This window comes from Azonexus sp., from assembly GCF_041909095.1.
Classification (GTDB): domain Bacteria; phylum Pseudomonadota; class Gammaproteobacteria; order Burkholderiales; family Rhodocyclaceae; genus Azonexus.
Genome location: NZ_JAYREB010000001.1, coordinates 707655 through 730619, shown reverse-complemented (window position 1 = coordinate 730619; position 22965 = coordinate 707655). Strand labels below are relative to the sequence as shown.

At 69.3% G+C, this 22965-nt stretch carries 25 protein-coding genes; 6 read left to right on the top strand and 19 right to left on the bottom strand.

Annotated elements, in window-relative coordinates; translation table 11 throughout:
* Positions 1-7: 7 nt before the first annotated feature.
* The 15 genes from ACE3OV_RS03515 to ACE3OV_RS03445 form a co-directional block, all read right to left on the bottom strand.
* Positions 8-1417, bottom strand: a complete 1410-nt coding sequence (locus tag ACE3OV_RS03515) for a deoxyribodipyrimidine photo-lyase (protein WP_374325074.1) — start codon at positions 1415-1417, stop codon at positions 8-10.
* 85 nt (positions 1418-1502) lie between these two features.
* Positions 1503-3575 (bottom strand): esterase-like activity of phytase family protein, encoded by a 2073-nt coding sequence (locus ACE3OV_RS03510; protein WP_374325071.1) that lies wholly within the window; start codon positions 3573-3575, stop codon positions 1503-1505.
* Between the two features lie 67 nt (positions 3576-3642).
* Entirely contained in the window at positions 3643-5868 is a 2226-nt protein-coding gene (locus ACE3OV_RS03505; protein WP_374325069.1) for a PhoX family phosphatase, read from the bottom strand.
* Positions 5869-5949: 81 nt separating this feature from the next.
* A complete protein-coding gene (locus ACE3OV_RS03500) occupies positions 5950-6663 on the bottom strand; it encodes a hypothetical protein (protein ID WP_374325067.1) in 714 nt (237 codons plus the stop codon).
* The gene (gene gspM, locus ACE3OV_RS03495; protein WP_374325065.1) at positions 6660-7163 is read right to left on the bottom strand and encodes a type II secretion system protein GspM; all 504 of its coding nucleotides are present in this window, start codon (positions 7161-7163) and stop codon (positions 6660-6662) included. Before gspM ends, ACE3OV_RS03500 begins: the two co-directional genes overlap by 4 nt.
* The gene (gspL, locus tag ACE3OV_RS03490; protein WP_374325064.1) at positions 7160-8314 is read right to left on the bottom strand and encodes a type II secretion system protein GspL; all 1155 of its coding nucleotides are present in this window, start codon (positions 8312-8314) and stop codon (positions 7160-7162) included. Before gspL ends, gspM begins: the two co-directional genes overlap by 4 nt.
* Positions 8311-9207, bottom strand: a complete 897-nt coding sequence (gene gspK / locus ACE3OV_RS03485; RefSeq protein ID WP_374325062.1) for a type II secretion system minor pseudopilin GspK — start codon at positions 9205-9207, stop codon at positions 8311-8313. Before gspK ends, gspL begins: the two co-directional genes overlap by 4 nt.
* Positions 9188-9748 carry a type II secretion system protein GspJ gene (locus tag ACE3OV_RS03480; protein WP_374325060.1) on the bottom strand — a complete coding sequence of 187 codons (561 nt, stop codon included), beginning with the start codon at positions 9746-9748 and terminating at the stop codon, positions 9188-9190. Before ACE3OV_RS03480 ends, gspK begins: the two co-directional genes overlap by 20 nt.
* Positions 9745-10116 carry a type II secretion system minor pseudopilin GspI gene (gene gspI, locus ACE3OV_RS03475; protein ID WP_374325058.1) on the bottom strand — a complete coding sequence of 124 codons (372 nt, stop codon included), beginning with the start codon at positions 10114-10116 and terminating at the stop codon, positions 9745-9747. The genes ACE3OV_RS03480 and gspI overlap by 4 nt, the downstream gene beginning before the upstream one ends.
* A gap of 237 nt (positions 10117-10353) precedes the next feature.
* Positions 10354-10827 (bottom strand): type II secretion system protein, encoded by a 474-nt coding sequence (locus ACE3OV_RS03470; protein WP_374325055.1) that lies wholly within the window; start codon positions 10825-10827, stop codon positions 10354-10356.
* Positions 10799-11233, bottom strand: coding sequence for a type II secretion system major pseudopilin GspG (gspG, locus tag ACE3OV_RS03465; RefSeq protein ID WP_374325053.1), 435 nt, complete (start codon positions 11231-11233; stop codon positions 10799-10801). The genes ACE3OV_RS03470 and gspG overlap by 29 nt, the downstream gene beginning before the upstream one ends.
* A gap of 4 nt (positions 11234-11237) precedes the next feature.
* On the bottom strand, positions 11238-12437 hold the full coding sequence (gene gspF / locus ACE3OV_RS03460; protein WP_374325052.1) for a type II secretion system inner membrane protein GspF: 1200 nt from the start codon (positions 12435-12437) through the stop codon (positions 11238-11240).
* A gap of 13 nt (positions 12438-12450) precedes the next feature.
* Positions 12451-13899, bottom strand: coding sequence for a type II secretion system ATPase GspE (gene gspE, locus ACE3OV_RS03455; RefSeq protein WP_374325050.1), 1449 nt, complete (start codon positions 13897-13899; stop codon positions 12451-12453).
* Positions 13896-15929 carry a type II secretion system secretin GspD gene (gene gspD / locus ACE3OV_RS03450; RefSeq protein ID WP_374325048.1) on the bottom strand — a complete coding sequence of 678 codons (2034 nt, stop codon included), beginning with the start codon at positions 15927-15929 and terminating at the stop codon, positions 13896-13898. Before gspD ends, gspE begins: the two co-directional genes overlap by 4 nt.
* The gene (locus ACE3OV_RS03445; protein ID WP_374325046.1) at positions 15922-16407 is read right to left on the bottom strand and encodes a type II secretion system protein N; all 486 of its coding nucleotides are present in this window, start codon (positions 16405-16407) and stop codon (positions 15922-15924) included. The genes gspD and ACE3OV_RS03445 overlap by 8 nt, the downstream gene beginning before the upstream one ends.
* A gap of 108 nt (positions 16408-16515) precedes the next feature.
* Between ACE3OV_RS03445 and ACE3OV_RS03440 the strand changes: the two genes are divergently transcribed.
* The 6 genes from ACE3OV_RS03440 (at position 16516) to ACE3OV_RS03415 (ending at position 20603) form a co-directional block, all read left to right on the top strand.
* A complete protein-coding gene (locus tag ACE3OV_RS03440; RefSeq protein WP_374325045.1) occupies positions 16516-17076 on the top strand; it encodes a YqgE/AlgH family protein in 561 nt (186 codons plus the stop codon).
* Position 17077: 1 nt separating this feature from the next.
* Positions 17078-17503 (top strand): Holliday junction resolvase RuvX, encoded by a 426-nt coding sequence (gene ruvX / locus ACE3OV_RS03435; protein ID WP_374325043.1) that lies wholly within the window; start codon positions 17078-17080, stop codon positions 17501-17503.
* The gene (gene pyrR, locus ACE3OV_RS03430; protein WP_374325040.1) at positions 17490-17996 is read left to right on the top strand and encodes a bifunctional pyr operon transcriptional regulator/uracil phosphoribosyltransferase PyrR; all 507 of its coding nucleotides are present in this window, start codon (positions 17490-17492) and stop codon (positions 17994-17996) included. Before ruvX ends, pyrR begins: the two co-directional genes overlap by 14 nt.
* Positions 17989-18948, top strand: coding sequence for an aspartate carbamoyltransferase catalytic subunit (locus ACE3OV_RS03425; RefSeq protein ID WP_374325038.1), 960 nt, complete (start codon positions 17989-17991; stop codon positions 18946-18948). Before pyrR ends, ACE3OV_RS03425 begins: the two co-directional genes overlap by 8 nt.
* Before the next feature lie 4 nt (positions 18949-18952).
* A complete protein-coding gene (locus tag ACE3OV_RS03420) occupies positions 18953-20197 on the top strand; it encodes a dihydroorotase (RefSeq protein ID WP_374325036.1) in 1245 nt (414 codons plus the stop codon).
* A gap of 142 nt (positions 20198-20339) precedes the next feature.
* Positions 20340-20603: a ComEA family DNA-binding protein gene (locus ACE3OV_RS03415; protein WP_374325035.1), complete on the top strand. Its 264-nt coding sequence runs from the start codon at positions 20340-20342 to the stop codon at positions 20601-20603.
* Between the two features lie 28 nt (positions 20604-20631).
* Here the strand turns inward: ACE3OV_RS03415 and ACE3OV_RS03410 are convergent, their stop codons facing one another.
* From ACE3OV_RS03410 to ACE3OV_RS03395, 4 genes are read right to left on the bottom strand one after another with little or no spacing between them, the layout of a single operon-like run.
* A complete protein-coding gene (locus tag ACE3OV_RS03410) occupies positions 20632-20922 on the bottom strand; it encodes a DUF167 domain-containing protein (RefSeq protein WP_374325033.1) in 291 nt (96 codons plus the stop codon).
* Positions 20922-21455 (bottom strand): YggT family protein, encoded by a 534-nt coding sequence (locus ACE3OV_RS03405; protein ID WP_374325031.1) that lies wholly within the window; start codon positions 21453-21455, stop codon positions 20922-20924. The genes ACE3OV_RS03410 and ACE3OV_RS03405 overlap by 1 nt, the downstream gene beginning before the upstream one ends.
* Positions 21455-22267, bottom strand: coding sequence for a pyrroline-5-carboxylate reductase (proC, locus tag ACE3OV_RS03400; protein WP_374325029.1), 813 nt, complete (start codon positions 22265-22267; stop codon positions 21455-21457). Before proC ends, ACE3OV_RS03405 begins: the two co-directional genes overlap by 1 nt.
* Positions 22264-22953, bottom strand: coding sequence for a YggS family pyridoxal phosphate-dependent enzyme (locus ACE3OV_RS03395; protein WP_374325027.1), 690 nt, complete (start codon positions 22951-22953; stop codon positions 22264-22266). The genes proC and ACE3OV_RS03395 overlap by 4 nt, the downstream gene beginning before the upstream one ends.
* Positions 22954-22965: the final 12 nt, after the last annotated feature.

The following is a 22965-nucleotide window of genomic DNA, read 5'->3' as shown; positions in this document are numbered from 1 at the left end:
GACCGTTTCACCCCGTCTTCTTCACCACCGCGTAGCGTGCCAGCGTCTGCTCGCGCGACGCCGCGTGGTCGACGATCGGCCCCGGATAGTCGCGGCCGATGACGACGCCGAGCGCTTCCTGTTCCAGGCGGCCCATGGTCCACGGGGCGTGGATGTACTTGTCCGGCACCCGGGCCAGCTCCGGGACGTAGCGGCGGATGAATTTGCCTTCGGGGTCGAACTTCTCCGACTGCGTCACCGGGTTGAAGATGCGGAAGTAAGGCTGCGCGTCGCAGCCGCTCGACGCCGCCCACTGCCAGCCACCGTTGTTGGCCGACAGGTCGAAGTCGTTGAGCTGCTCGGCGAAGTAGCGTTCGCCAAGCCGCCAGTCGAGGCCGAGGTCCTTGCACAGGAAAGAGGCGACGACCATGCGCAGGCGGTTGTGCATCCAGCCGCTGTGGTTCAACTGGCGCATCGCCGCGTCGACCAGCGGGTAGCCGGTCTGTCCCTGCTGCCAGGCGGCCAGCCCGGCCGGCCAGTCAGCCCAGCGGATGGCGTCGTATTCCGGCTTGAAGGCGCGGTCGACGACCTGCGGGAAGCGGTCGAGGATCATGAAGTAGAAATCACGCCAGATCAGTTCGTTGAGCCAGGCGTCGGCCTGCTCGGCGAGCGCCGCGCTGACCAGTTCGCGGATTGAAATGGTGCCGAAGCGCAGGTGCACCGACAGATAGCTGACGCCCTTGAGCGCGGGGAAGTCGCGCAGCGCGCCATAACGGCGGATGCGGCCGGCGCGGAATTCGTCCCACAACTGGCGGGCACCGGCCATCCCGGGAACGATGCCGAGTTCGCCGAGATTGGTCGGCATGAAGCCAAGCTCGGCGAGCGTCGGCAGGTTTTCCGGCACTGGCGCGAAGCAACCCGCTGCCGAGAACGGCGCATGGTCGGCGGCGCTCAGGCGCTTCAGCCAGGTGTTCTTGTACGGGGTGAATACCGTGTACGGGCGGCCGGCGCCGGTGAGCAACTCGTCGCGCTCGAAGATCGTCTGGTCCTTGAATAGCTGCAATCTCCCGCCGGCCGCCGCCAGTTGGCGGTCCACGGCAGCGTCGCGGGTCTGCGCCGCCGGTTCGTAGTCGCGGTTGGCGTAGACCTTGGTGACGCCGAGTTCGCCGGCGAGCCGGGGAATTGCCTCGACGGCACGGCCATGGCGGACGATCAGGCCGCCGCCGCGTTGGCGTAGCGCGGCGTCGAGCTGCAGCAGACTGGCGTGGATGAACTCGACGCGGCGGTCGGCGCGCGTCGGCAGGGCGTCGAGAATGTCGGTATCGAAGACGAAGGCGCAATACACCGGGCGGCCACTGGCCAGCGCGGCGGCGAGGGCGGCGTGGTCGTGGTCGCGCAGGTCGCGGCGGAACCAGACGAGGGCGGGAGCGTTTTCCATCGGCCGATTATAGTGGCCGGCGCATCTCCAAGAAAAAGGCCACCCCGCGCGGGGTGGCCGAAAGTGATCCGCTCTGCTGGCGGCTTCAGTTCATCGTGTAGCTGCTCAAGGCTTGCGGCAGCTTCAGCAACCACAGCCGGGTCGGCCGTTCGGTGGCCTTGCCGCGGGTGACGCGGGCGCCAGTGGCAGCGTTCGGGCAGTTGCTCAGCGCACCGGTCGAGGCGTCGAGCGTGCAGTCTTCCGGGCTGCCATCGACCTCGTTGCCGGCGGCGTCGACCAGGATCGAGCGCAGGCCGAAGTCGTTGTCGTTGATCAGTGCGATTGTCTGCCCGTCGACCAGGGTCAGCCCCTCGGCCTTCTCGGCCTTCCAGCCGAGCGCGTTGAGGTCGACCAGCAGGCGCTTGCGCAGCGGCACGACGCTGGCCCAGCTACGCGTGGTGTCGGTCAGCGTGCTGCCGTCGATGCTGTTCATTTCCAGACCGTAGCCGTCGCCGGCGATGTCGGTCGCGTTGGCCGGCAGTTCGACCAGCATCAGGAAGTTGCGGACCACACCGTTGGCGTCGGCGCCCTGTTCGATGACCAGGAAGCGGTTGTTGCCCAGGGCCACGACATCGCCTAGCTTGGCGCTGCCGCTCCGGTTCTTGGACCACTTTTCGCCAGCAATCGCGTAATCGAGCGGGTAGGCGTAGAGATGGGAAGTGCCGGTCGCCGGGTCGAAGGCGAGCCAGCGGGCGAAGCGCGCGAAGTCCTTGACCTTGACCTTGTCGCTGGTCTTGCCGTCTTCGTCGAGGTCGCTGACGTCGACCGCTTCGATCGACTTGCCCTTGGCGTCGAAGGGCTCGATCGGGCTCTGCAGGAAACCGTGCAGGACGCCGCCGCTCATGGTCAGGCCTTCCATGCCGCGGTTGGCGCGACGATGGGCGAGCACCGCCGGCAGGTCGCCGGCGGCAGTGCCCGGCTGGTATTTCTGGACGATCTTGCCGGTCGCCGCGTCGATCTTGGCGATGAAGGGGCCGTACTCGTCGGAGGTCCAGAAGACGCCGTTGGCGCTGTCGTAGATCAGGCTTTCCGGGTCGAGGCCGTTGCTGTCGTAGCCGGCGCGCGCGGCGTCGTAGGTGAAGGCGTCGGTGAGCGGGATTTCGCCCGAATTGCCGACCGCGCCGGCCGGTAGCGGGCGGCCGCTGATCGGTGTGCCGGCGGCGCTCTTCAGCGTCAGCAACTGGTCGATGCGGGCGCCGTCGCGGTCGATGACGATGGTCGCGATCGACGGCACGAAGTCGGGCGAGGGGAAGACCTTGCTCGCCTTGCCGTCCGGGTTGCTGACCGTGGCCGGCGCGTCACCGTTGGGGCCGCGGTCGGTGATGCCGTAGAAGCTCAGCGTGCCGTCGCTGGCCTTGCCCTTGAAGGCGAGACCGGAGCCGGCGGCGGGGAAGAAACCATGCGGGAAATCGGCGGCGATGGCGGCGTTGCTGCCCGGGTAGGCGACGTGCAGGGCGTCTGCCGCGGCGAGCGTGTACTTCGTGACGGCGATCGTGCCGCCGGCGCTGGCCTGTGTCTGCGACGAAGTTTCGCCCTGGCCGAGCGCGGTTGCCAGCGTGCCTTCGAAGTGCTCGCGGGCGAGCGCTTCGCGTTCGTCGTTCGGGACGCGGGCGGCGTAGGGCTGACCGAAGGCGTCATTGACGCCAGCCGGCAGCAGCGCGGCCAGCGCGGTCCGGAAATCGCTGGCGGCGAGGTTGAAGTCGATGGTTTTGCCGGCCAGCGCGGCGATCACCGCCGGCGTGATGCGGATGCCGTTGGCCGGGTTGTCGTCTTCGTCGAGAATCTGCAGCAACAGCAGGCGGTTGTTGACGCCCTGCGTGCTCTCGCTCCAGGCGGCGACGCCAGCCAGTTCCAGCGGGGTGACGGTGGTGGCGCAGGCGGCGCTGCCGAGTTCGATGTCAGCCAGCGAGAAGCTGACGGTGTCGCCCTTGCGGCATTCGAAGCGGCCGTCGTCGCCAGTCGTGCCGCTCTTGCCGGAGGGCGAGGCCGCCCAGTCGATGCCACTTACCGCGGCGTCGAGGAAACGGCCGCTGACGGTGCTCGAGCCGCCGTCGCTACCGAGGCAGCCGGCAAGGCCGAAGAGGAGGGCACAGGCGAGGGCGATGCGGGTTTTTTGCATGATTTTCTTCCCTTCTTGAAAAAAAAGCCCGCCGATGAGGCGGGCAGAAAGATATTGCCAGAGAGAATCAGGCGCCGACGATGCCGCCGTCGTCCTTGGTGATGACGACCGTGGTCGACCGCGGCCGGGCGTTGCCGCCTTCCGGCCAGTGACTCTGGAAGTTGGCCGGGGTGCCGATGTCGGCGGCGGCGGTGCGTTCGCCCGGATGCTGGATATTGACGAACAGCGTCTTGCCGTCCGGCGTTTCGGTGATGCCGGTGATCTCGCAGCCGGCCGGGCCGACCAGGAAGCGGCGCAGCGTCGCTGCGGTGGCGTCGGCACCAGCGTGGGTGGTGACCGTCTGATCGGCGTTGGCATTGCTTGGCACGGCGGTGCTGGTGACATTGACCGGTCCGCCATCGCCCTGCTGACCGGGCAGGGCCGCCAGCATCATGCAGTTGGTGACGTCGGTGTAGGCGCCGTCGTCGGTCTGCAGCCACATCAGGCCGGGTACCGCCTGGCTGAACCAGAGGCCGTCCGGGCTCGAGAAGTCGTTGTCGTCGGTAAGGCCGGAGATGTTGATCGAGGCGTTGCCGAACTGGTCGTTCTCGGCGCCGAACAGGTAGACGTCCCAGGCGAAGGTGGTCGCCGCGTGGTCGCTGCCGGTTTCGCGGATGCGCACGATGTGGCCGTTGGGGTTGCCCTTGCCGCCTTCACCGTCGTCATAGTAGCGCGGGTTGGCGGCGTCCAGGCCGTAGGACTTGCCGCCGGTGGTCAGGCCGGTCGAGCCGCGCTTGCTGTTGTTGGTCAGCGTGATGTAGATGTCGCCGGTGACCGGATGGACGCCAGTCCATTCCGGGCGGTCCATCGGCGTTGCGCCAACGGCGTCGGCGGCCAGGCGGCAGTTGATGCAGACGTCGGCCTGGTCGGCGAAGCCGTAGGCGGCCGCGGCAATCGCTGCGTTGGCGATGGAGAGTTCGGTCCACGTGCCCGAACCGTCGGCATTGAAGGTGGCGACGTAGAGTTTGCCGTCGTCCAGGTACTTGTTGCCGGCGGTCAGGCCGCCGTTGGCATCGGCGGCGTCCCAGTTGGCGTTGGAGACGTACTTGTAGATGTATTCGCCCTGGGCGTCGTCGCCCATGTAGTAGACCAGCGGCTTGCCGGCCACCGCCTTGGCCGGCATCGCGCCTTCGTGGCCGAAGCGGCCCATGGCGGTGCGCTTGCGCGGCGTGGCGCCGGGGGCGAAGGGGTCGATCTCGACCACCCAGCCCATGGTGTTGGCGGCGTTGCGGTAATCGGCGGCGGCAGTGGCGCCGGTCGGCGTAATGTTCCAGCGGTCGTACTGGCCAGTGCCGCTGGTATCACCGCCGGCCGGGTTGGCCCAGCCGTAGCTGCCGTTGTTGACGCCGCTGCCGATGTAGCGGTTCTGCGCGGCGGCGGCCTTGGCGCTCAGCGTGTTGCTCGCCGGGCGCTTGAAGTAGCCGGCCCAGTTTTCCTCGCAGGTCAGGTAGGTGCCCCACGGCGTGACGCCGTTGGCGCAGTTGTTCAGCGTGCCGCGGGTGGCGGCGCCGGTGGTCGAGTAGGCGGTGACCAGCAGGTCGTCGCCGGCGGCCGGGCCGCTGATTTCCATGTTGCTGAGCGCGGTGTAGCGGCGGTTGAAGCCGGAAAGCTGGTTGATCGAGAAATTCGTGCCCTTGAGCACTTCGATCACCGAGATGCCGTGTGCGTTGACTTCCTTGTCGATCTGCGCCGGAACGCGGGCGGTGTTGTCGAAGCCGGCGCCGACTTCGGCGGCGGTATGCAGGAAGATCTGCGTGATGTTTTCGTGGTTCATGCACAGCAGGCCACGCGCGTTGTTGCTCAGGTCCTTGGCCAGGCCGGCGGCGTTGAGGCCGAAATAGGCCATTCCGTCGTGGTGGTCGCCGGCGCGGAACTGGAAGCTGGCGGCGCTGTCCGTGCCGTCGTTGGCGTAGGCGGCGGTGGTGGAGTTGAGCGGGTCACCGAGACGGTAGAGGGCGCTGAAGCTGTAGCCGGTCGGGATGCGCAGCGCGTCTTCGATGCCCTTGGCGACGGCGGTGAAGCCAAGCTTGAACGCGTCGTCCTTCTTGCTGCCACCGCCACTGCTCAGGCAGCCGGTCAGGCCGAAGCTCATGAAGCTGCCGGCAGCCAGCCCGAAGCCGCCCTTGAGCAGGTTGCGCCTAGACAGGCGGGCGTTGAGGACGCTGGCAAATTCGGTGTTGCCGGAGTCGTTGTGGCAGACGTCGTCGCAGCCATTCGGCGACGCGGGGTGGTGCTTGGTCAGGGTGTCGGACATGAGTGTCATCTCGGAATGGAGTGGGAGGAAAACGCCGCTGATTATCGGTAGCGATGATGACGTGCCGATGACCGGGGTGTTTCAGTGCCAGCGGTAATCGACCGTGTAGCGGCCGTCTTCGTCATTTCCGGCAAGCCCGGGCAGCAGGCTCAGGTAAGGAGCCAGGAAGCGGCCGGCCTCGCCCTGCAGTTCGATCCCGCCATGCAGGCGCGGGGGATCGAGACGGCCGGCGACGCGGATTTCGCCGGGGCGGCCGCCGCTGATAGCGGCGTCAGCTGTCTCGCCGTCCCAATGCCAGTCGAAACGATAGTCGCCGAGCGGTCGCTCGCCAAGCAAGCCGCTCGCCGCGCCCAGCCAGTGCAGTTCGCCGTTCGCCCGGGTGGTCTTCGAGGTGAGTGCCCACTGCAGCCGGGTGGCCTTCAATTGCAGCGTTCCCTGCCAGCTACCGAGCGGCAGATCGAGTTCTGGCTGGGAGAGCAGTGCGGCTGCCGGCAGGCTGATGCCGTCGATGTCGATGCGCCCGGGGGCGGACCAGACGATCTGGCCCTGTTCCAGGCGGGCGCGGGCCAGCGCGTCGCCGGCCGGCAGTTGCCAGGCGAGCAGGCCGAGGGCGTGCCAGTCCTTGTCGCTGGCAATATACAACTGCCCCTGGCCGCGCCACAGCGTGCCGCTGGTTGTCGCCAGCCGGCAGCGCTCGGCGCAGGCAGCGGCGAGCAGGCGGCCGGCAAGGTGGGCTGGCAACTGGGCCAGGATCAGCGCCAGGCAAGCCAGCGTCAGCAGCAGGCGGCCGATCATGACGGCCGGCCGGCGGCCCGGTAGCTGGCCTCGATCTGCAGCGTTGCGCCGCTGCCGGTGACGCGGCAGCTTTCCAGGCGCAGCCGGTGTTCCTCGTGCACGGCGGCGGTCCAGCGCAGCCAGCCAGCCAGCCCGGTGCTGCCGCGCAGCGTCAGGCGGCCGTCGTCCTCCCAGTGCGCAGCGATGTCCGGCCCGAGTTCGCCCAGCCGCGTCTGCACGACGCTGCGCAGCGCCGCCGCGTCGACCGGCGCGACCGGCGTCGCCGCCAGACCTTGCCAGGCAGCGGCGAGTGCCGCCAACTGCGTCGCCTGCGCCGCGAGTTCCGGTAGCTGGCGCAGTTGCCGGCGGCGGGCGTCTTCGAGTTGCCACAGCAGTTGGCCGGCGATCGCCAGGCCGAGGACGATCGCAGCCAGGCGCAGGATGCCCTGTTCGCGCGGCGAGCGGGCGGCCCAGAAAATGGCGGCACGGCGCCGCCAGGCGGGGGCGAGATCGGCTTTCATCGGCGTTCTCCGGCACTCAGGGTGAATTCGGGCGGCGTTCCGGCCGGCGGGCTCAGCGTCAGGCCGCGCTGCCGGGCGGCGGCGGCCAGACGCTCGGTGGCGCCGGCGTCGAGGCGGGCGACGCTGACGTGCAGGCGACCGTCGGCGTAAGCCAGCGCCTGCAAGGGCAGTTGCTCCGGCGGCAGATCGGCGAGCGTATCGGCGAGCACCAGAAAGTCGTCGGCGGCCAGGGCGCCGCTGCTCTGCAAGCGACTGGCGAGCTGACGCCGTGCCTGCAGGATGGGATCGACCATTGGCGTCTGCGGCAGGATTGCGCCGAACTGGCGGGCGATCTCGCTGCGCAACTGACGCGCCTGCCAGGCGTGCCAGCCCCATTGGCCGGCCGCCGTCAGCACCAGCAGCGCGCCGAGGCCGGCGGCGAGGCGCAAGGCTGGCCGCAGGCGGCGTGCCCAGTCCACATGGGGGCGCGGCGGCGCCAGCTCGCCGACCAGGAAGCCGGGCCCGTCCGGGATGCGCAAGGGCGGCAGTTCTTCGGCCTGCAGGCGCTTGCCCGCCGCCGCCAGGGTGTGCGCGGCGTCGGCGTCGAGCGCGCTGGCGCGGAGCGGCGTGGCAGGTGCCAGCAGGTCCAGCCAGTCGGCCAGCGTGGCGTCGAGCGGCAGGGCGACGAAACCCTCGTCCTGGCGCAGGCTCAGCTCGCCACCGAGCGCCAGCGCCTGCCCGGACGGCAGCGCCAGCGCCAGCGGCCAGGCGGCGGCGGGCGGCCAGCCCAGTTCGCGCAGGCGCTGGCAAAGGGCGGCGAGGCGGGCGCGGCCGACGCTGGCGACGCAGCGCCGGCCGTCGGCCAGCGGCGTCGGGTCAAGCACGAACAGCAGGTGCTCGGCCGGTTCGAGCAGGCTGTCTTCGAGCGCGGCGGCGATCACCGCCTGGCGTTCGCCCTGCGGGGGCGGTGGCAGGCGGGCCGGCTGGGCGGCGACCTGGCGGCCGGCGAGGAGCAACCGGCAACGGTCGCCGTCGTCGGCGGCCGGCCATTGGCCGGGCTCGGCGCAGCCTTGCGCCAGCAGGCGGCCGTCGGCGGCGTGCAGTTGCCAGGGGCAGGCGCGGCTTTCCTGCGGCCAGCCGGAAGGGATGATCAGGGTCAGGATCTGGTTCATAGAAGGGTTTGCCAGACGATTTCCGGCAATCTGCCGTTGGCGTTGCGGCGGACCAGACTGGCGACGCGGCTGCGCGCCCGGTCGCGGTCGACCTCGATTTCGATCAGGAAGTGGCGGCTGGCGGCGGCGATCGGCAACAGGCTGCCGGGCAGACCGGGGTCGCCGAGGCGGTTGCGGAAATCGCCGCTGTCGCGGAAGGGCAGGCCGCGCCGGCCGCTGGCGAGACTGGCCGCGGCGGCCGGCGAAAGACCGGGTTGCAGCGCCGAAAGGACGGCGGCCGGCGCGGTATTGACGTTGACCGGCTGGCTGCCGGCGAGGACGCAGACCTGTCCGGCCAGGCGGGCGAGCACGCCAGCGTCGTAGCCGGCCAGGCCTTGCAGTTCGCCGAAGGCGAGCAATGGTCGTCCGCTCGCCGGGGCGCCATCGGCGGCGCCGTCAACGCTGCCGGTCAGGTGTTCGGCCAGCGCGTTGGCCAGCTTGTCGGGCAGGCCGAGGATGGCCAGCAGGCGGCGGTAGGCGGCGAAGGCCTGGGGGTCGAGGCGGCCGTCCTCGCGGCGCAGGTTGTTGAGGTTGAAGCGGCCCTGCAGGTCGACGATACGGCCGCCGATGCGGGCGCCTTCGTGGCGCAGCGGCGGCAGCTCGCGCGCCCAGTCCTCGTCCAGCGTGTCAATGGCGCTGCCGGCGGCGTCGGCAGCGAGCAGGGCGCGGGCGTAGGCGACGGCGTTGCGCGCCTGCTCGGTGGCCTGCGCCTTGTCGCGGGCGCTATCCACGTCGTCGATCCAGGCGTCGAGGTCGGTCAGCAGCGTCGCCATGGTCGCGCTGACCAGGGCCACGACGAGCAGCGCGGCGACCACGGCGGCGCCGCGCTGGCGCTCATTCGGCGGCGGCGACATCGAAGATCCTTTCGATCGTGCCGCCCTCGGCCAGACTCAGGCGCAGGCGCAGGGCGCGCGGTAGCGTCCGGCCTTCGCGCTGCGGCCAGATGGCCAGCCAGCGACTTTCGTGGTCGAGCACGCTCAGTTCGCAGCCGGTGATTCCGCCGAGCAGGCGGTGGCCGACTCGCGGCGCCGGCGCGTCGTAGGCCGGCCAGAGCAGCAGTTCGAGACCGCCGGCCTGACAGCGATAGGCCAGGCGGCGCAGCTCGCCGCCGGCGACGGCGCGGGTCAGCGTCAACTGGGCCGGCTGGCCGCCCAGTTGCCAGGTGGGAAGTTCGCGCCCGTCGGCGGCGCGACCGGCGACGGCGATCGCCTGCCGGCTGTCGTCGCCGACCCGGGCCAGGGCCAGCGCGATGTCCTGCCAGCGGCCGGCCTCGCCGCTGAGGTGGGCGGCGTTGCTGCTCGCCGCGGCGACGCCGCGGTAACCGAGGACGCTGAGCACCGCCAGCAGGCTGACGGCGACGAGGATCTCGATCAGCGTGAAACCGCGCTGCCTCACGGTTGCTCCAGATAGCCGGTGTAGCGCGCGGCGACGCTGTCGGGCGCGGCATCGGCGGCGCGGACAAGGATCTCGACGCGGCGGAACTGACCCTGGGCGGCGGCCGTCACCTGCATGCGCCAGGCGAAATCGCGCCCGGCCAGCCGGCTGCTGCCCAGGCTGCTGCCCGGGTCGGGCCAGGCGCGTTCGGCGTGCAGCAGGGCCAGTTGGTTTTCCGCCACCCAGCCGGCGAGCAGGCGTTCGCGCAGGCCGCCGGTCGTCTCCGTCGCCGTCCCGCCGGCGCGCGCCGCGGCGCCCAGGGCGAGGGCGAGGATGGCGAGGGCGACGAGGATCTCCAGCAGGGTGAAACCGCCGGCCCGGGGTTTCATCCTTGAAACCTCAGTTGAACGCGGCCGCTGGCGCGTTTGGACGGGATGGCCAGCGCGAAGCGACGACGCGGCAGGCTCATGCCTGCAAGGAGGAAGCGCCAAAGCTGGGCGCCCGTCCGGACGTGTCAACGGCCGCGTAGCGCCATCACCCAAAAGGTGTGCCATATCGTGGGCACTGAGGTCAGCATTCATGCGGCTGTACAAGGAAAGATAAGTGGTCAGCTGAGGTTTCAAGGATCATTGCAGTTGCTCCAGCGTCACCCGGCCGTTCGGCTGGCCGGCGATGCGCCAGCGGCGGCCGTCGCCCTGCAGGTCGACGCTGAAAATCGGCGGCACGGCGGCGAAAACGATGGCGCTACCGGGCGGCCGCTGGACGCCGTCGATTTCCGGCCCGTCGATGCTCAGGCCACTGCTGCTGACCGGCTTGCCGGCCGCTTGCCAGCGGCCATCTTCGGCGACCAGCAGGCGGCCGCCGTCGGCGTCGACCTGCCAGGCCCAGGGCTGCGCTTCGCTGCGCGCGTGACGGGCGGCGCTCGCCGCCTGCGCGTGCAGGGCCTGCGCCGTCGCCAGTTGGGCGGCGCGCGCCGGATCGGGCAAGGTCAGCGCGACACCGCCGGCGAGGATGGCGACGATGGCCAGCGCGACCAGGATCTCGACCAGCGTGAAGCCGGTCTGCCCGGCCTCACAGCGCCCAGTTGCCAATGTCCGCATCAGCGCCCTCGCCGCCGGCGACCCCGTCGGCACCGAAGCTGAAGACGTCGATCTCGCCGCGCAGGCCGGGGTTCAGGTACTGGTAGGGCTGGCCCCAGGGATCGAGCGGCAGGCGCTCGACGTAGCCGCCGGGTTTCCAGTTGTCGGGCAGCGGCGGTTGCGCCGGTTTCTCGACCAGGGCGCGCAGGCCCTGTTCGCTGCTCGGGTAGCGGCGGTTGTCGAGGCGGTAGAGCTTGAGCGCCTGCAGCAGGCCGCCGATGTCCTGGCGAGCGGCGACCTGGCGCGCCTCGTCGGGGCGGCTCATCACCTTGGGCACGACGAGGGCGGCGAGGATGCCGAGGATGACGACGACGACCATGACTTCGATCAGGGTGAAGCCGGTCTGGCGGGCGGGATGTTTGGGCATGGGCTCAGTGCAGCAGTTGGTTGATCTCGATGATCGGTTGCAGGATGGCGAGGACGATGACCAGGACGATGCCGCCCATGGCCAGGATGAGCAGCGGTTCGAGCAGCGCGGTGGCGGTGCCGAGGCGGGCGGCGACCTCGTCGCTTTGCTGGCGGGCGGCCTTTTCCAGCATTTCGCCGAGGCGCCCGGAGGCTTCGCCGCTACCGATCATGTGCACCAGCAGCGGCGGAAAACGGCCGGAGCGGGCGAGCGCGCGGTGCAGGCTGGCACCTTCGCGCACTTCGCCGCTCGCCGTCGCCAGCGCGCGGCGCAGCGGCAGCAGCCAGAGCACGGCGCAGCCGGCGTCGAGGGCGGCGAGCAAGGGCACGCCGCTGCTCACCAGGATGGCCAGGGTCTGCGCCAGGCGGGCGCTGTCGAGCGCCTGCAGCAGGCGGCCGAGGACCGGCAGGCGCAAGAGTTGCAACTGGCGGGCGTGGCGGAAATCCTCGTTGCGCCAGGCGCGGCGGAAGGCCCACAGGCCGCCGCCGAAAACGACGGCAAGCAGCGGCCAGGTGGCGCGCAGCAAGTCGCTGACGGCGATCAGCGCCCGGGTCAGGAAGGGCAGCGCGTGCTTGCCGCTAGTGAAGACGGCGACCACCTGCGGCACGACGTAGAGCATCAGGGCGCCGATCACGGCGCTGGCGACGATGACCACGAGCACCGGGTAGATGGTCGCCTGCAACACCTTCTGGCGCAGCGCGCCGCTGCTTTCCAGGCTGTCGGCGAGGCGCTGCATGACCTGGTCGAGCTGGCCGCTCTGCTCGCCGGCGGCGACCAGCGCGCAGTAGAGGCGGTTGAAGGTTTGCGGGAAGTTCTCCAGCGCGCGATGCAGCGGGTGGCCGGCCTGCAGTTCGTCGCGGATCGCGCCGAGCAGCGCGCGCGTCGGGGCGTCGTCGCTCTGTTCGGCGAGCGCCGCCAGTGCCCGCTCGACCGGGATGCCGGCGGCGAGCAGCGTCGACCACTGGCGGGTCAGCAGCATCAGCGCTGTGTTGCCGAGGCGCGGCAGCTTGCGCTGGGTGCCGGCGGCGCGCGCCGCTTTCAGGTCGACGGCGAGCAGGCCTTGCTCGCGCAAGCTGGCGCGCGCCTGGCGGCTGCTTTCGGCGTCGACGGTGCCGCTGCTTTCGCGGCCGTCGAGGGCAATGGCGCGGTAGTGGAAGGCGGGCATCGGCGGCTTTTCGTCAGGCGCGCGTCACGCGCAGCAGTTCTTCGAGCGAGGTCTCGCCAGCCGCCAGCCAGCGTAGCCCGTCCTCGTGCAGCAGGCGCAGGCCGGATGCCGCCGCCCGCAGCGCCGCTTCGCCGCTCTGCTGATGGAGCAGCGGGCGCAGCGCGTCGTCGATCTCGAGCAGTTCGTAGACGCCGAGTCGGCCGAGGTAACCGGTGTGGGCGCAGTGCGTACAGCCGGCGGCCTGCCAGAGGCGGCCGATCTCCGCCGGCAGGCCGGCGTCGCTGGCGGGCGGGCCGGGTTGCCGGCAATGCGGGCAGAGGCGGCGCACCAGGCGCTGGGCAAGGACGCCGAGCAGCGACGACGAGAGCAGGAAGGGTTCGATGCCCATGTCGGTCAGGCGGGTCGCCGCGCTCACCGCGTCGTTGGTGTGCAGCGTGGCCAGTACCAGGTGGCCGGTCAGGCTGGCCTGGACGGCGATCTGCGCGGTTTCGGCGTCGCGGATTTCGCCGATCATGACGACGTCCGGGTCCTGGCGCAGGATGGCGCGCAGGGCCTTGGCGAAATCGAGTTCGATGCGCGGATTGACCTGGGTCTGGCCGATTCCCGGCAGGTCGTATTCGACCGGGTCCTCGACCGTCATGATGTTCTGCCGACGGGCGTCGAGGCGCGACAGAGCGGCGTACAGCGTCGTCGTTTTGCCCGAGCCGGTTGGCCCGGTAACGAGCAGGATGCCGTGCGGCTGGCGGATCAGTCGGTCAACGCGGGACAGCGTATCGGCGGCCATGCCGAGGCGGGCGAGGTCGAGGCGTTGCGGGTCCTTGTCGAGCAGGCGCAGGACCACCCGTTCGCCGTGGCTGGCGGGCAGCGTCGAGACGCGCACGTCCATGCCGCGGCCGGCGATCCGCACGCTCAGCCGGCCGTCCTGCGGCAGGCGCTTCTCGGCGATGTCGAGGCCGGCCATGATCTTGATCCGCGATACCATCGCCGCGTGCAGCGCGCGCTTCGGCGCGACGACGTCGTGCAGCACGCCGTCGAGGCGGAAGCGGACGACCGATTGCCGCTCGTAGGCTTCGATGTGGATGTCGGAGGCGTTCTCGCGCGCCGCCTGGGTGAGCAGGGCGTTGATCATGCGGATGATCGGTGCGTCGTGGCGGGCGTCGAGCAGGTCCTCGACCGGCGGCAGTTCCTCGACCAGGCGGGCGAGGTCGAGGTCCTGGCCGATGTCGCTGGCGACTTCGGCGGCGCTCTGTTCGCCGCCGGCGTAGGCGCTGGCGAGGCGGCGCTCGAAGTCGTCGGTGGGCAGCGGCAGCGGGCGCAGCGGGCGGTCGGCGACCCGCGCCAGTTCGGCCAGCGCGGCCAGCGGCGGCGGGCCGTCGGCGCGGTAGAAGACGCTGTCCGCCTGCTCCCCGGGCAGGATGCCGGCGGCGCGGGCGAAGGCGTAGGGCAGGCGGGGCAGGCTCATGGCGTCGTCGCGGGCGCCGGCAGCGCCGGCAGGGTCGGCGTCGAGCGCTCGCCCCAGGGCGGCGGGTTGAGCGTGCGTTGCCGCGCCTGGACGTCGAGCAGTTCGCGGTAGCGGTCCTCGGTCAGGGCTTCGTAGTCGCGCGTGTCGCGGACGATGCTCGGGCGCAGGAAGACCATCAGGTTGGTTTTCTTGCGGCTGCGGTTCTCGTAGCGGAAGAGGTTGCGCAGCACCGGCACGTCGCCGAGCACCGGCACCTTTTCCTCGTCATTGCCCAGCTTGTCCTCGATCAGGCCGCCGAGGACGATCAGCCGGCCGTCATCGACCAGCACGCTGGATTCCAGCGAGCGCTTGTTGGTCACCGGGCCGGAGGCGTTGCTGGCGGTGCCGGTCTGCACCGACGAGGCTTCCTGGTAAATCTGCAGATGGACGACGCCGCCCTCGGTGATCTTCGGCTTGACCTTCAGCGTCAGCCCGACGTCGCGCCGTTCGTAGGTCTGGAAGGGCGTCACCGCGTTGCTGCCGCTGGTTGCGCTGTAGGAGCCGGTGATGAAGGGCAGGTTCTGGCCGATGACGATCTTCGCCTCTTCGTTGTCCAGCGTCATGATGCTCGGCGTGGACAGGATGTTGGCCTGCGCTTCGCTTTCCAGGAAGCGGGCGAGCAGGCCGAGGTTGGTGATGGTGCCGAGGCCGGGCACGTTGATGGTGCCGTTGACGATGCCGAAGTTGAGGCCGCGCCCGGCATTGGCGACGCTGGTCGCCGCCGAGACGATGTTCTGGCTGCTGTTGCCGAAGTTGGTGCCGCCGATGACGCTGACGCCGTTTTTCGATAGCCCGCTCAGATCCTGCCACTGGATGCCGAATTCAGCGGCGCGCTCAGCCGAGAGTTCGACGATCAGCGCCTCGATGTGCACCTGGGCGCGGCGCCGGTCGAGCATGCCGACGACGTTCTGCAGGTTGGCGAAGATGCTGTCGGGGGCGGTGATGAGCAGCGAGTTGCTGGCCGCGTCGGCCTGGATCATGCTGCCGGCGACCAATCCGTTGCCGCTGTTGCTGTTGCTACTGAAATTGTTGGTGGTTTCGGCGAGCTTGGTGCTCGAACTGTCGCCGCTGGTCTTGGCTGCGCCCGAGCTGGAAAGCGGCGTGCTGGTCGTGGCATTGCTCGTGCCACTGCCGCTCTCGGTGCCGAGCAGGGCGCGCAGGGTTTCGGCGATGCGCGTCGCGTCGGCATGACGCAGCGGGATGACGCGGATGTTGCCGAGGCCGGCTTCCGGCTTGTCCATCGCCACTGCGATGCCGACGGCGCGCAACAGCAAGGCGGGGTTGTCGGCGCGCAGGAAGAGCCGGTTGCCGCGCAGGTCGGCGCTGACCGCGAAGGCGCCGTTGCCGCCGGCGCCGAACAGCGTTTGCAGGTGGCGGGCCACTTCGAGCGCCGAGACGTGTTGCAGCGCCAGCGCCTGCGGTTCGTCGCCACGCGGCACGTCGATCGCGGCAAGGATGCGCTCGATGCGGCGCAGGTTGTCGGCCGATTCGGAAATGACCAGGGTGTTGCTGGCGGCGTTGGCGGTGATCGACTGGTTGGCGCCGACCAACGGTTTCAGCGCATTGACCAGTTGCGGCGCCGATTCGTAGCGCACCTGGAAAACGCGGGTGATGATCTCCTCGCCGCTGCCGGCGTTGCCGCGCACCGGGCCGGGCTGGCTGCGGGCATCGGCCTCGGGCAGGATGCGTGTGACGTTCCTGCCTTCGACGACCGCGAAGCCCTGCAGGCGCAGCGCGGCGACCAGGGTCTGGTAGGCGGTTTCCGGCGCCATCGGCCGGTTCGAGACGATGTTGATGCTGCCCTTGACGCGCGGGTCGATGACGAAGTTGCGCCCGGTTACCTGGCCGACCGCTTTCACCGCCGATTCGACATCGACGCCGACGAAGTTGATGGTCAGCGGTTCCTGCGGCGCGGCGTGGCCGGCCAGCGGCAGGCAGAGGCCGGCCAGCAGCCCGGCGAGGCGGCAGGCGTGGCGGATCGGGTCAGTCATCGGGGTCGGTGGTGGGCGTGAGTTTGGCGGGTTTGGGCAGGGTCAGCCGGCTGTCGCCGGCGGGACCGGCGAGGGTCACGGCATCGCTTTCGATGGCACGCAGGCGCAGGCCGTTGCCGATCTCGTCACCGATGGCGACAAGGCGCAGGCCGGCTTGCCCTTCGACGCGGATCAGCGCGCGTGCCACGCTGGCGTCGGCGGAGGCGCTGATGCCAGCCAGCGTCAGGTTGAGCGGCGCTGCCGCAGTGCTGGGTGTGCTGCCGGCGAAGGCGAGGCGGCCGGCCAGGCGTTCGGCGAGCGGCTGCGGGCGATGCTCGGCGATGTGCACCGGGGCGCTGGCCGGCAGCAGGAAGTCGCCGGCCAGGCCGCCGAACAGCCAGCTGCCGGCCAGTGCCACGAGCGCCGTCGCCGCCGGCGCGGCGAAGCGCAGCAGGGCGGCCGGGGTGGGCAGGTGGCGGGGAAGGGAAAGGCTGGGCATGCCGGAGGTCGGTGGGCGGTGAGTAGGGCAGATTAATGCAGCGTTGTTACCGTTCCGTGACGGCGATCGGCGCGGCAGCAGCCGGGTTTTCCTTTAAAATTGCCACCCATGGACAACGTCAACCTGACCGACAACTTCCTGATCGCCATGCCGGCGCTGGAAGACCCCTATTTCTCGAATGCGCTCGTCTATATCTGCGAGCACAACGAGAACGGCGCGCTGGGCATCATCGTCAACCGGCCGCTCGACATGAATCTCGCCGGCCTGTTCGAGAAGATCGACATCCAGCTCGAACAGCCGGGGCTGGCCGATCTGCCGGTGTATTTCGGCGGGCCGGTGCAGCTCGACCGCGGTTTCGTGCTGCATCGGCCGGTCGGTCACTGGCAGTCGACGCTGGCGATCAGCAGCGAGATCGGGCTCACCAGCTCGCGTGACATCCTCGCTGCCGTCGGCAAGGAGGGATTGCCGGCGGAAATCCTCGTCTCGCTCGGCTATTCCGGCTGGGACGCCGGCCAGCTCGAGGAAGAGCTGGCGCAGAATTCCTGGCTGACGGTGCCGGCAAAATCGGCGATCCTCTTCGACCTGCCGCCGGAAGAACGCCTGCCGGCGGCGATGCAGAAACTGGGCGTCAGTTTCTCGCAGCTTTCCGACGTCGCCGGTCACGCCTGACGTGGGGACGGTGCTCGCATTCGATTTCGGCGCCAAGCGGATCGGCGTCGCCACCGGCGAGACGCTGCTCGCTTCGGCGCATCCGCTGACGGTGATCCACGCCGAGTCGAACGATGACCGCTTCGCGGCGATCGGCAAGCTGATCGCCGAGTGGCAGCCGGAGCATCTGGTCGTCGGTCTGCCGACGCATGCCGACGGCACGCCGCACGAAATGACCCGTCTGGCGACGAAGTTCGCCGAACGTCTGCAAAAACGGTTCAATCTGCCGGTCGCCATGGCCGACGAGCGGCTCAGTTCGCTCGACGCCGAGGCGCGCCTGCGCGAGACCGGACGCAATGCCAAGTCGGCGAAGCCGCTGCTCGATGCGGTCGCCGCCCAACTGATTCTCCAAACCTGGTTCGAAAGTTCGTCGCATGCTAGCCAATGACCCCTTGCCCGATGCCGAAGCCCAGTGCCGGCAACTGGCCGAACTGATTCGCCCGCTGTTGCCGAAGAATCCCGCGCTGGTCGGCATCTACAGCGGCGGCGCCTGGATCGCCGAACGCCTGCGCGAACTGCTCGGCCTGACCGAGGAAATCGGCCTGATCGATGTTTCCTTCTACCGCGACGATTTTGCCGAGAAGGGCTTGCACCCGCAGGTCAAGCCGACGCTGATTCCCTTCGAGGTCGAAGGCCGCCACCTGGTCCTGGTCGACGACGTGCTCTACACCGGGCGGACGACGCGGGCGGCGATCAACGAATTGTTCGATTACGGGCGGCCGGCGGCGGTCGATCTCGCCGTCCTCGCCGACCGCGGTGGGCGCGAGCTGCCGGTGGCGGCGACCTGGCGGGTCTGGGACGTGGCGCTGGCGCCGGGGCAGAGCCTGGTCCTGGGCCGCGACGAAGGCGATCAACTGGCCTGGAGGCTGGAACATGCTTAATCCGCAGCTCAACGACAAGGGCGAACTGATCCACCTGCTGTCGACCGAAGGTCTGCCGCGCTCGATCATGACGCAGATCCTCGACACCGCCGAATCCTTCATGGAAATCTCCAGCCGCGAGGTGAAGAAGGTGCCGCTGCTGCGCGGCAAGAGCGTCTTCAACCTGTTCTTCGAGAATTCGACGCGCACCCGCACCACCTTCGAGATCGCCGCCAAGCGCCTGTCGGCCGACGTCATCAACCTCGACATCGGCCGTTCGTCGACGGCCAAGGGCGAGACCCTGCTCGACACCATCGACAACCTCTGCGCGATGGACGCCAACCTCTTCGTCGTCCGCCACGCCTCTTCCGGCGCGCCTTACCTGATCGCCGAGCACCTGCGGCGTATCGGCCGCGACGACATCCACGTCGTCAATGCCGGCGACGGCCGCCATGCCCACCCGACGCAGGGCATGCTCGACATGTACACGATCCGTCACTACAAGAAGGACTTCTCCAACCTGCGCGTGGCCATCGTCGGCGACCTCCTGCACTCGCGCGTCGCCCGCTCCGACATCCACGCGCTGACCACGCTCGGCGTCCCGGAAGTCCGCGCCATCGGCCCGGAAACCCTGCTCCCCAAGCACCTCGACAAGCTCGGCGTGCATGTCTTCCACGACATGGCGGCAGGCCTCAAGGACTGCGACGTGGTGATCATGCTGCGCCTGCAGAACGAACGCATGAACGGTGCCCTGCTGCCGTCGGCCGGCGAATACTTCCGCCATTACGGCCTGACGCCGCAGAAGCTGGCACTAGCCAAGCCGGACGCCATCGTCATGCACCCGGGGCCGATGAACCGCGGCGTCGAGATCCACTCGGCGGTCGCCGACGGTCCGCAGGCCGTCATCCTCAACCAGGTCACCTTCGGCATCGCCGTGCGCATGGCGGTGATGAGCATCGTCGCGGGGAACTGAAGCAATGAATATCGAAATCTGCAACGGCCGCGTCATCGACCCGAAATCCGGCCTCGACCGCAGCAACACCTCGCTTTTCATCGTCGACCGCAAGATCGCCGCACTCGGCGAAGCGCCCGCCGGCTTTGTCGCCGAGCGGACGATCGATGCCGCCGGCTGTGTCGTCTGTCCCGGCCTGATCGACCTCGGCGCCCGTCTCAACTCGATCGAAGCCGAACTGGCGGCGGCGGTTGCCGGCGGCGTGACTAGCGTCGTCGTGCCGCCGGACGCCGATCCGCCGCTCGACGAGCCGGAGCTCGCCGACCGTCTGGTGCATCGCGCCAAGGAAATCCGCAAGGCGCGCGTTTTGCCGCTCGGCGCGCTGACGCTCGGCCTGAAGGGTGAGCGCCTGTCCGAGCTGGCCGGCCTCAAGAAGGCCGGCTGCGTCGCCTTCTCGCAGGCCAAGGTGCCGGTGGTCGATACCGAGGCCCTGCTGCGCGCGCTCGAATACGCGGCCAGCTTCGACTTCCCGGTTTTCCTCCATCCGCAGGATTACTGGCTGTCGCGCAACGGCATCGCCCACGACGGCGAACTTTCCGCCCGCCTCGGCCTGGCCGGCATCCCGGTTGCCGCCGAAACCATCGCCATCGCCACCATCGTCCAGCTGGTGCGCGACACCGGCTGCCGCGTGCATCTGACGCGGCTGTCGTCGGCGGCCGGCGTCGCCCTGGTCAAGGCGGCGATCGGCGAAGGTCTGCCGGTCAGCTGCGACATCGGCGTCCATCACCTGCTGCTGACCGAGAACGACATCGGCTTCTTCAACACGCACGCCCGCTTCCTGCCGCCGCTGCGTACCCGGGACGATCGCGCCGCGCTGTCGGCGGCGGCTGCCGCCGGCCTGGCGGCGATCTGTTCGGATCACACGCCGGTCGGCGCCGACGACAAGCTGGTGCCCTTCGGCGAGGCGAAACCCGGTGCCACCGGGCTCGAAGTACTGCTGCCGCTGACCTTGAAATGGGCCGAGCAGGAAGGCGTCGCCCTGCCTGCCGCGCTGGCCCGCATTACCTGCGCGCCGGCGGAAATCCTCGGCCTGAGCGGCGGCACGCTGGCGATCGGGGCGGCCGCCGACCTCTGTATTTTCGACCCGGCGGCGAACTGGACGCTGACCCCGGAAGCCCTGAAGAGCCGCGGCAAGAATTCGCCCTGGCTGGGTTACCAGATGAGCGGCAAGGTCCGCCACACCCTGGTCGACGGCCGGCTCGTTTTCTGAGCCCCGGCCTTTCCCGATGCGGCCCGCGCGGCCGCATTATTTTGTTCACAAATACATTGTCATATTCATCTAGAATTAATTCGCGCACCGGATGGGCCGGCGCGCGTTACCCCGAAACATCCTTACTCCGGAGGAAATTCAGATGAAGCGTGTCACCACATTGCTGTTCGGAATGCTGGCCGGTATCGGCGCCGCGCTTGCCGCCGTCAACCTGAACACGGCGAGCGTCGCCGAACTCGACGCGGTCAAGGGCATCGGCCCGGGCAAGGCCAAGGCCATCGTCCAGTACCGGGAGAAGAACGGTCCCTTCAAGTCGGTCGATGACCTGAGCCAGGTCAAGGGCTTCGGCAAGAAGAGCGTGGACAAGCTGCGCGCCGAACTGACGGTGGGGCCGGCCAAAAAATAGGCTGGCCGGGCAGCCGTCGCCGGTCGGTTCAGCTAGCGAGACTGGCGACGGCCGCCGGTGTGCTGCCGCTCACTTCCAGCACCTTGCGCCGCGAGGTCTGCCCACTCTTCAGCCGTACCGCCGCCCGCGGCAGTCCGAGGTGCTCGGCGACGAATTCGGTCAGCGCGGCATTCGCCTTGCCATCCACCGGCGGCGCCGCTAGCCGGATCTTCAGCGCGTCGCCATGGCGGCCGGCGCATTCGCTCTTCTTCGCGCCGGGCTGGATGTGCAGGGTCAGCGTGATCTTGCCGTCGGCGGCGACCCGGTACCACTCGTCCATCAAACGAACATCAGGACAACCTGCAGCAGCAGGATGGCCACCAGCGGCGACAGGTCGATACCGGAGATGGGCGGCACGAAGCGGCGAATCGGCGCCAGGATCGGCCTCACCAACTGGTTGACCGTCGGCGCCACGGGCGAATACGGATTGACCCAGGACAGCACCGCCTGCAGGATCAGGGCGCCGATCAGGATGTAGACGGTGAGCTGGATCAGGCTGCGTACCGCCAGCATCAGGATCATCAGCAGCATGCCGACGGCGTCGGCAGCGAGCGGCAGCGGCGACAGCGCGAGGAGCAGGCCGGCCAGCATCAGCTGCAGCCAGAGGGCGGCAATCAGGCTCGCCCAATCGACGCCGGCGACACCCGGAACGATCCGGCGCAGCGGCTTGACCGCCCAGTTGGTGAGCTTGATCACGAAGTCGCCGATCTGGCCGGCAAACGAGACGCGCGCCAACTGCATCATGAAGCGCAGCAGGAAGAGCGTGCAGAAGAAGGCGGCGACGGCGTTGACCAGGAACAGGACGGCCTGCATCAGTCGCCTCCGAGCAGCTTGCCGAGCTCGCGGCCACGCGCCTCGGCGGCCAGGCAACCGGCGACGATACCGTCCTTGACGCCGCGCGCCAGCATCACCTGCAGCGCCGCTTCGGTGGTGCCGCCCTTCGAGGTCACCCGTTCGCGCAGCAGCGACGCCGGGTCGTTCGAGGCGGCGGCCAGTGCGGCCGCGCCGCGTACCGTCTCGATGGCGAGCTGACGGCCTTGTTCGGCGCTGAAGCCGAGTTCGCTGGCGGCCTGCTGCAGCGCCTCGATGAACAGGAAGACGTAAGCCGGACCGCTGCCGGAAAGCGCGGTGACGCCGTCCATCTGCGCTTCGTCGTCGATCCAGACGGTGCTGCCGACAGCCTGCAGAACGCGCTCGGCAAGCGCCCGGCCGGCCGCGTCAACTTCGGGCAGCGCGCACAGGCCGGTGATGCCGGCACCGACCAGGGCCGGCGTGTTCGGCATGCAGCGGACGATGCGCCGGTGGTCGCCGAGCCAGCGCGCCAGCGCCGCCATGCCGAGACCGGCGGCGATGCTGACGACCAGTGCCTCGCCAAGACGGCCAACGAGTGGCGCAACGGCCTCGCGCATCTGTTGCGGTTTGACCGCCAGGACCAGGACGTCCGGCGCCACCGGGGCGTCGCCGGCTGCGGCGTGGCAGCTGACGCCATAGCTCTCCGCCAGGCGTTGGCGCGCTTCGCTGCCGGGATCGATGATGTGGATGTCGGTAGCGGCAAAGCCCTGCTTGACCATGCCGCCAATCAGCGCGTTGGCCATGTTGCCACCGCCGAGGAAAAGGATTTTCATGCGTAGTTTCTTTCACCAAAAATGGCCGTGCCGATGCGCACCAGGGTGGCGCCTTCGGCGATCGCGGCCTCGAGATCGTGGGTCATGCCCATGGATAGCGTGTCGAGCGCCAGGCCTTCGGCACGCAATTGTTCCAGGAGTTCGCGCAACTGACGGAAGGGGCGGCGCTGGGCAGTGAACTCGTTGCTCGGCTCGGGGATGGTCATCAGGCCGCGCAGGCACAGGTTTGGCAGGGCGGCCACGGCGTGACAGAGTTCGCTCGCCGCGGCTGGCGCGCAGCCGCTCTTGCTCGCTGCGCCGGAGACATTGACCTGAACGCAGACCTGCAGCGGCGGTAGCCCGGCGGGGCGCTGCGCGGCAAGGCGTTGAGCGACCTTCAGGCGGTCGAGCGAATGAACCCAGGCGAAATTTTCGGCGACTGGCCGCGTCTTGTTGGTCTGCAGGGGGCCGATGAAATGCCAGGTCAGCCGAAGATCGCGGCTTGCCTGGCATTTGTCGACGCCTTCCTGGACGTAATTCTCGCCGAAGGCGGTTTGACCCGCCGCATGGGCGGCGAGGATGTCGGCCAGCGGTTTGGTTTTGCTCACCGCGAGCAGCTGGACACTGCCGGGGGGGCGGCCGTAACGTCGCTCGGCAGCGGCAATTCGTATGCGTACAGCTTGCAGGTTGTCGGCGATTGCGCTCATAATCCATTGGCA

Coding starts and splice junctions, on each gene's coding strand:
- ACE3OV_RS03395 (WP_374325027.1), bottom strand. CDS start 22,953: ATGAGCGCAATCGCCGACAACCTGCAAGCTGTACGCATACGAATTGCC.
- gspF (WP_374325052.1), bottom strand. CDS start 12,437: ATGCCCGCCTTCCACTACCGCGCCATTGCCCTCGACGGCCGCGAAAGC.
- gspD (WP_374325048.1), bottom strand. CDS start 15,929: ATGACTGACCCGATCCGCCACGCCTGCCGCCTCGCCGGGCTGCTGGCC.
- proC (WP_374325029.1), bottom strand. CDS start 22,267: ATGAAAATCCTTTTCCTCGGCGGTGGCAACATGGCCAACGCGCTGATT.
- gspK (WP_374325062.1), bottom strand. CDS start 9,207: ATGTCGCCGCCGCCGAATGAGCGCCAGCGCGGCGCCGCCGTGGTCGCC.
- ACE3OV_RS03440 (WP_374325045.1), top strand. CDS start 16,516: ATGGACAACGTCAACCTGACCGACAACTTCCTGATCGCCATGCCGGCG.
- ACE3OV_RS03470 (WP_374325055.1), bottom strand. CDS start 10,827: ATGCGGACATTGGCAACTGGGCGCTGTGAGGCCGGGCAGACCGGCTTC.
- pyrR (WP_374325040.1), top strand. CDS start 17,490: ATGCTAGCCAATGACCCCTTGCCCGATGCCGAAGCCCAGTGCCGGCAA.
- ACE3OV_RS03505 (WP_374325069.1), bottom strand. CDS start 5,868: ATGTCCGACACCCTGACCAAGCACCACCCCGCGTCGCCGAATGGCTGC.
- gspI (WP_374325058.1), bottom strand. CDS start 10,116: ATGAAACCCCGGGCCGGCGGTTTCACCCTGCTGGAGATCCTCGTCGCC.
- gspL (WP_374325064.1), bottom strand. CDS start 8,314: ATGAACCAGATCCTGACCCTGATCATCCCTTCCGGCTGGCCGCAGGAA.
- ACE3OV_RS03510 (WP_374325071.1), bottom strand. CDS start 3,575: ATGCAAAAAACCCGCATCGCCCTCGCCTGTGCCCTCCTCTTCGGCCTT.
- ACE3OV_RS03425 (WP_374325038.1), top strand. CDS start 17,989: ATGCTTAATCCGCAGCTCAACGACAAGGGCGAACTGATCCACCTGCTG.
- ACE3OV_RS03410 (WP_374325033.1), bottom strand. CDS start 20,922: ATGGACGAGTGGTACCGGGTCGCCGCCGACGGCAAGATCACGCTGACC.
- ACE3OV_RS03500 (WP_374325067.1), bottom strand. CDS start 6,663: ATGATCGGCCGCCTGCTGCTGACGCTGGCTTGCCTGGCGCTGATCCTG.
- gspM (WP_374325065.1), bottom strand. CDS start 7,163: ATGAAAGCCGATCTCGCCCCCGCCTGGCGGCGCCGTGCCGCCATTTTC.
- gspE (WP_374325050.1), bottom strand. CDS start 13,899: ATGAGCCTGCCCCGCCTGCCCTACGCCTTCGCCCGCGCCGCCGGCATC.
- ACE3OV_RS03445 (WP_374325046.1), bottom strand. CDS start 16,407: ATGCCCAGCCTTTCCCTTCCCCGCCACCTGCCCACCCCGGCCGCCCTG.
- ACE3OV_RS03405 (WP_374325031.1), bottom strand. CDS start 21,455: ATGCAGGCCGTCCTGTTCCTGGTCAACGCCGTCGCCGCCTTCTTCTGC.
- gspG (WP_374325053.1), bottom strand. CDS start 11,233: ATGCCCAAACATCCCGCCCGCCAGACCGGCTTCACCCTGATCGAAGTC.
- ACE3OV_RS03415 (WP_374325035.1), top strand. CDS start 20,340: ATGAAGCGTGTCACCACATTGCTGTTCGGAATGCTGGCCGGTATCGGC.
- ACE3OV_RS03515 (WP_374325074.1), bottom strand. CDS start 1,417: ATGGAAAACGCTCCCGCCCTCGTCTGGTTCCGCCGCGACCTGCGCGAC.
- ACE3OV_RS03420 (WP_374325036.1), top strand. CDS start 18,953: ATGAATATCGAAATCTGCAACGGCCGCGTCATCGACCCGAAATCCGGC.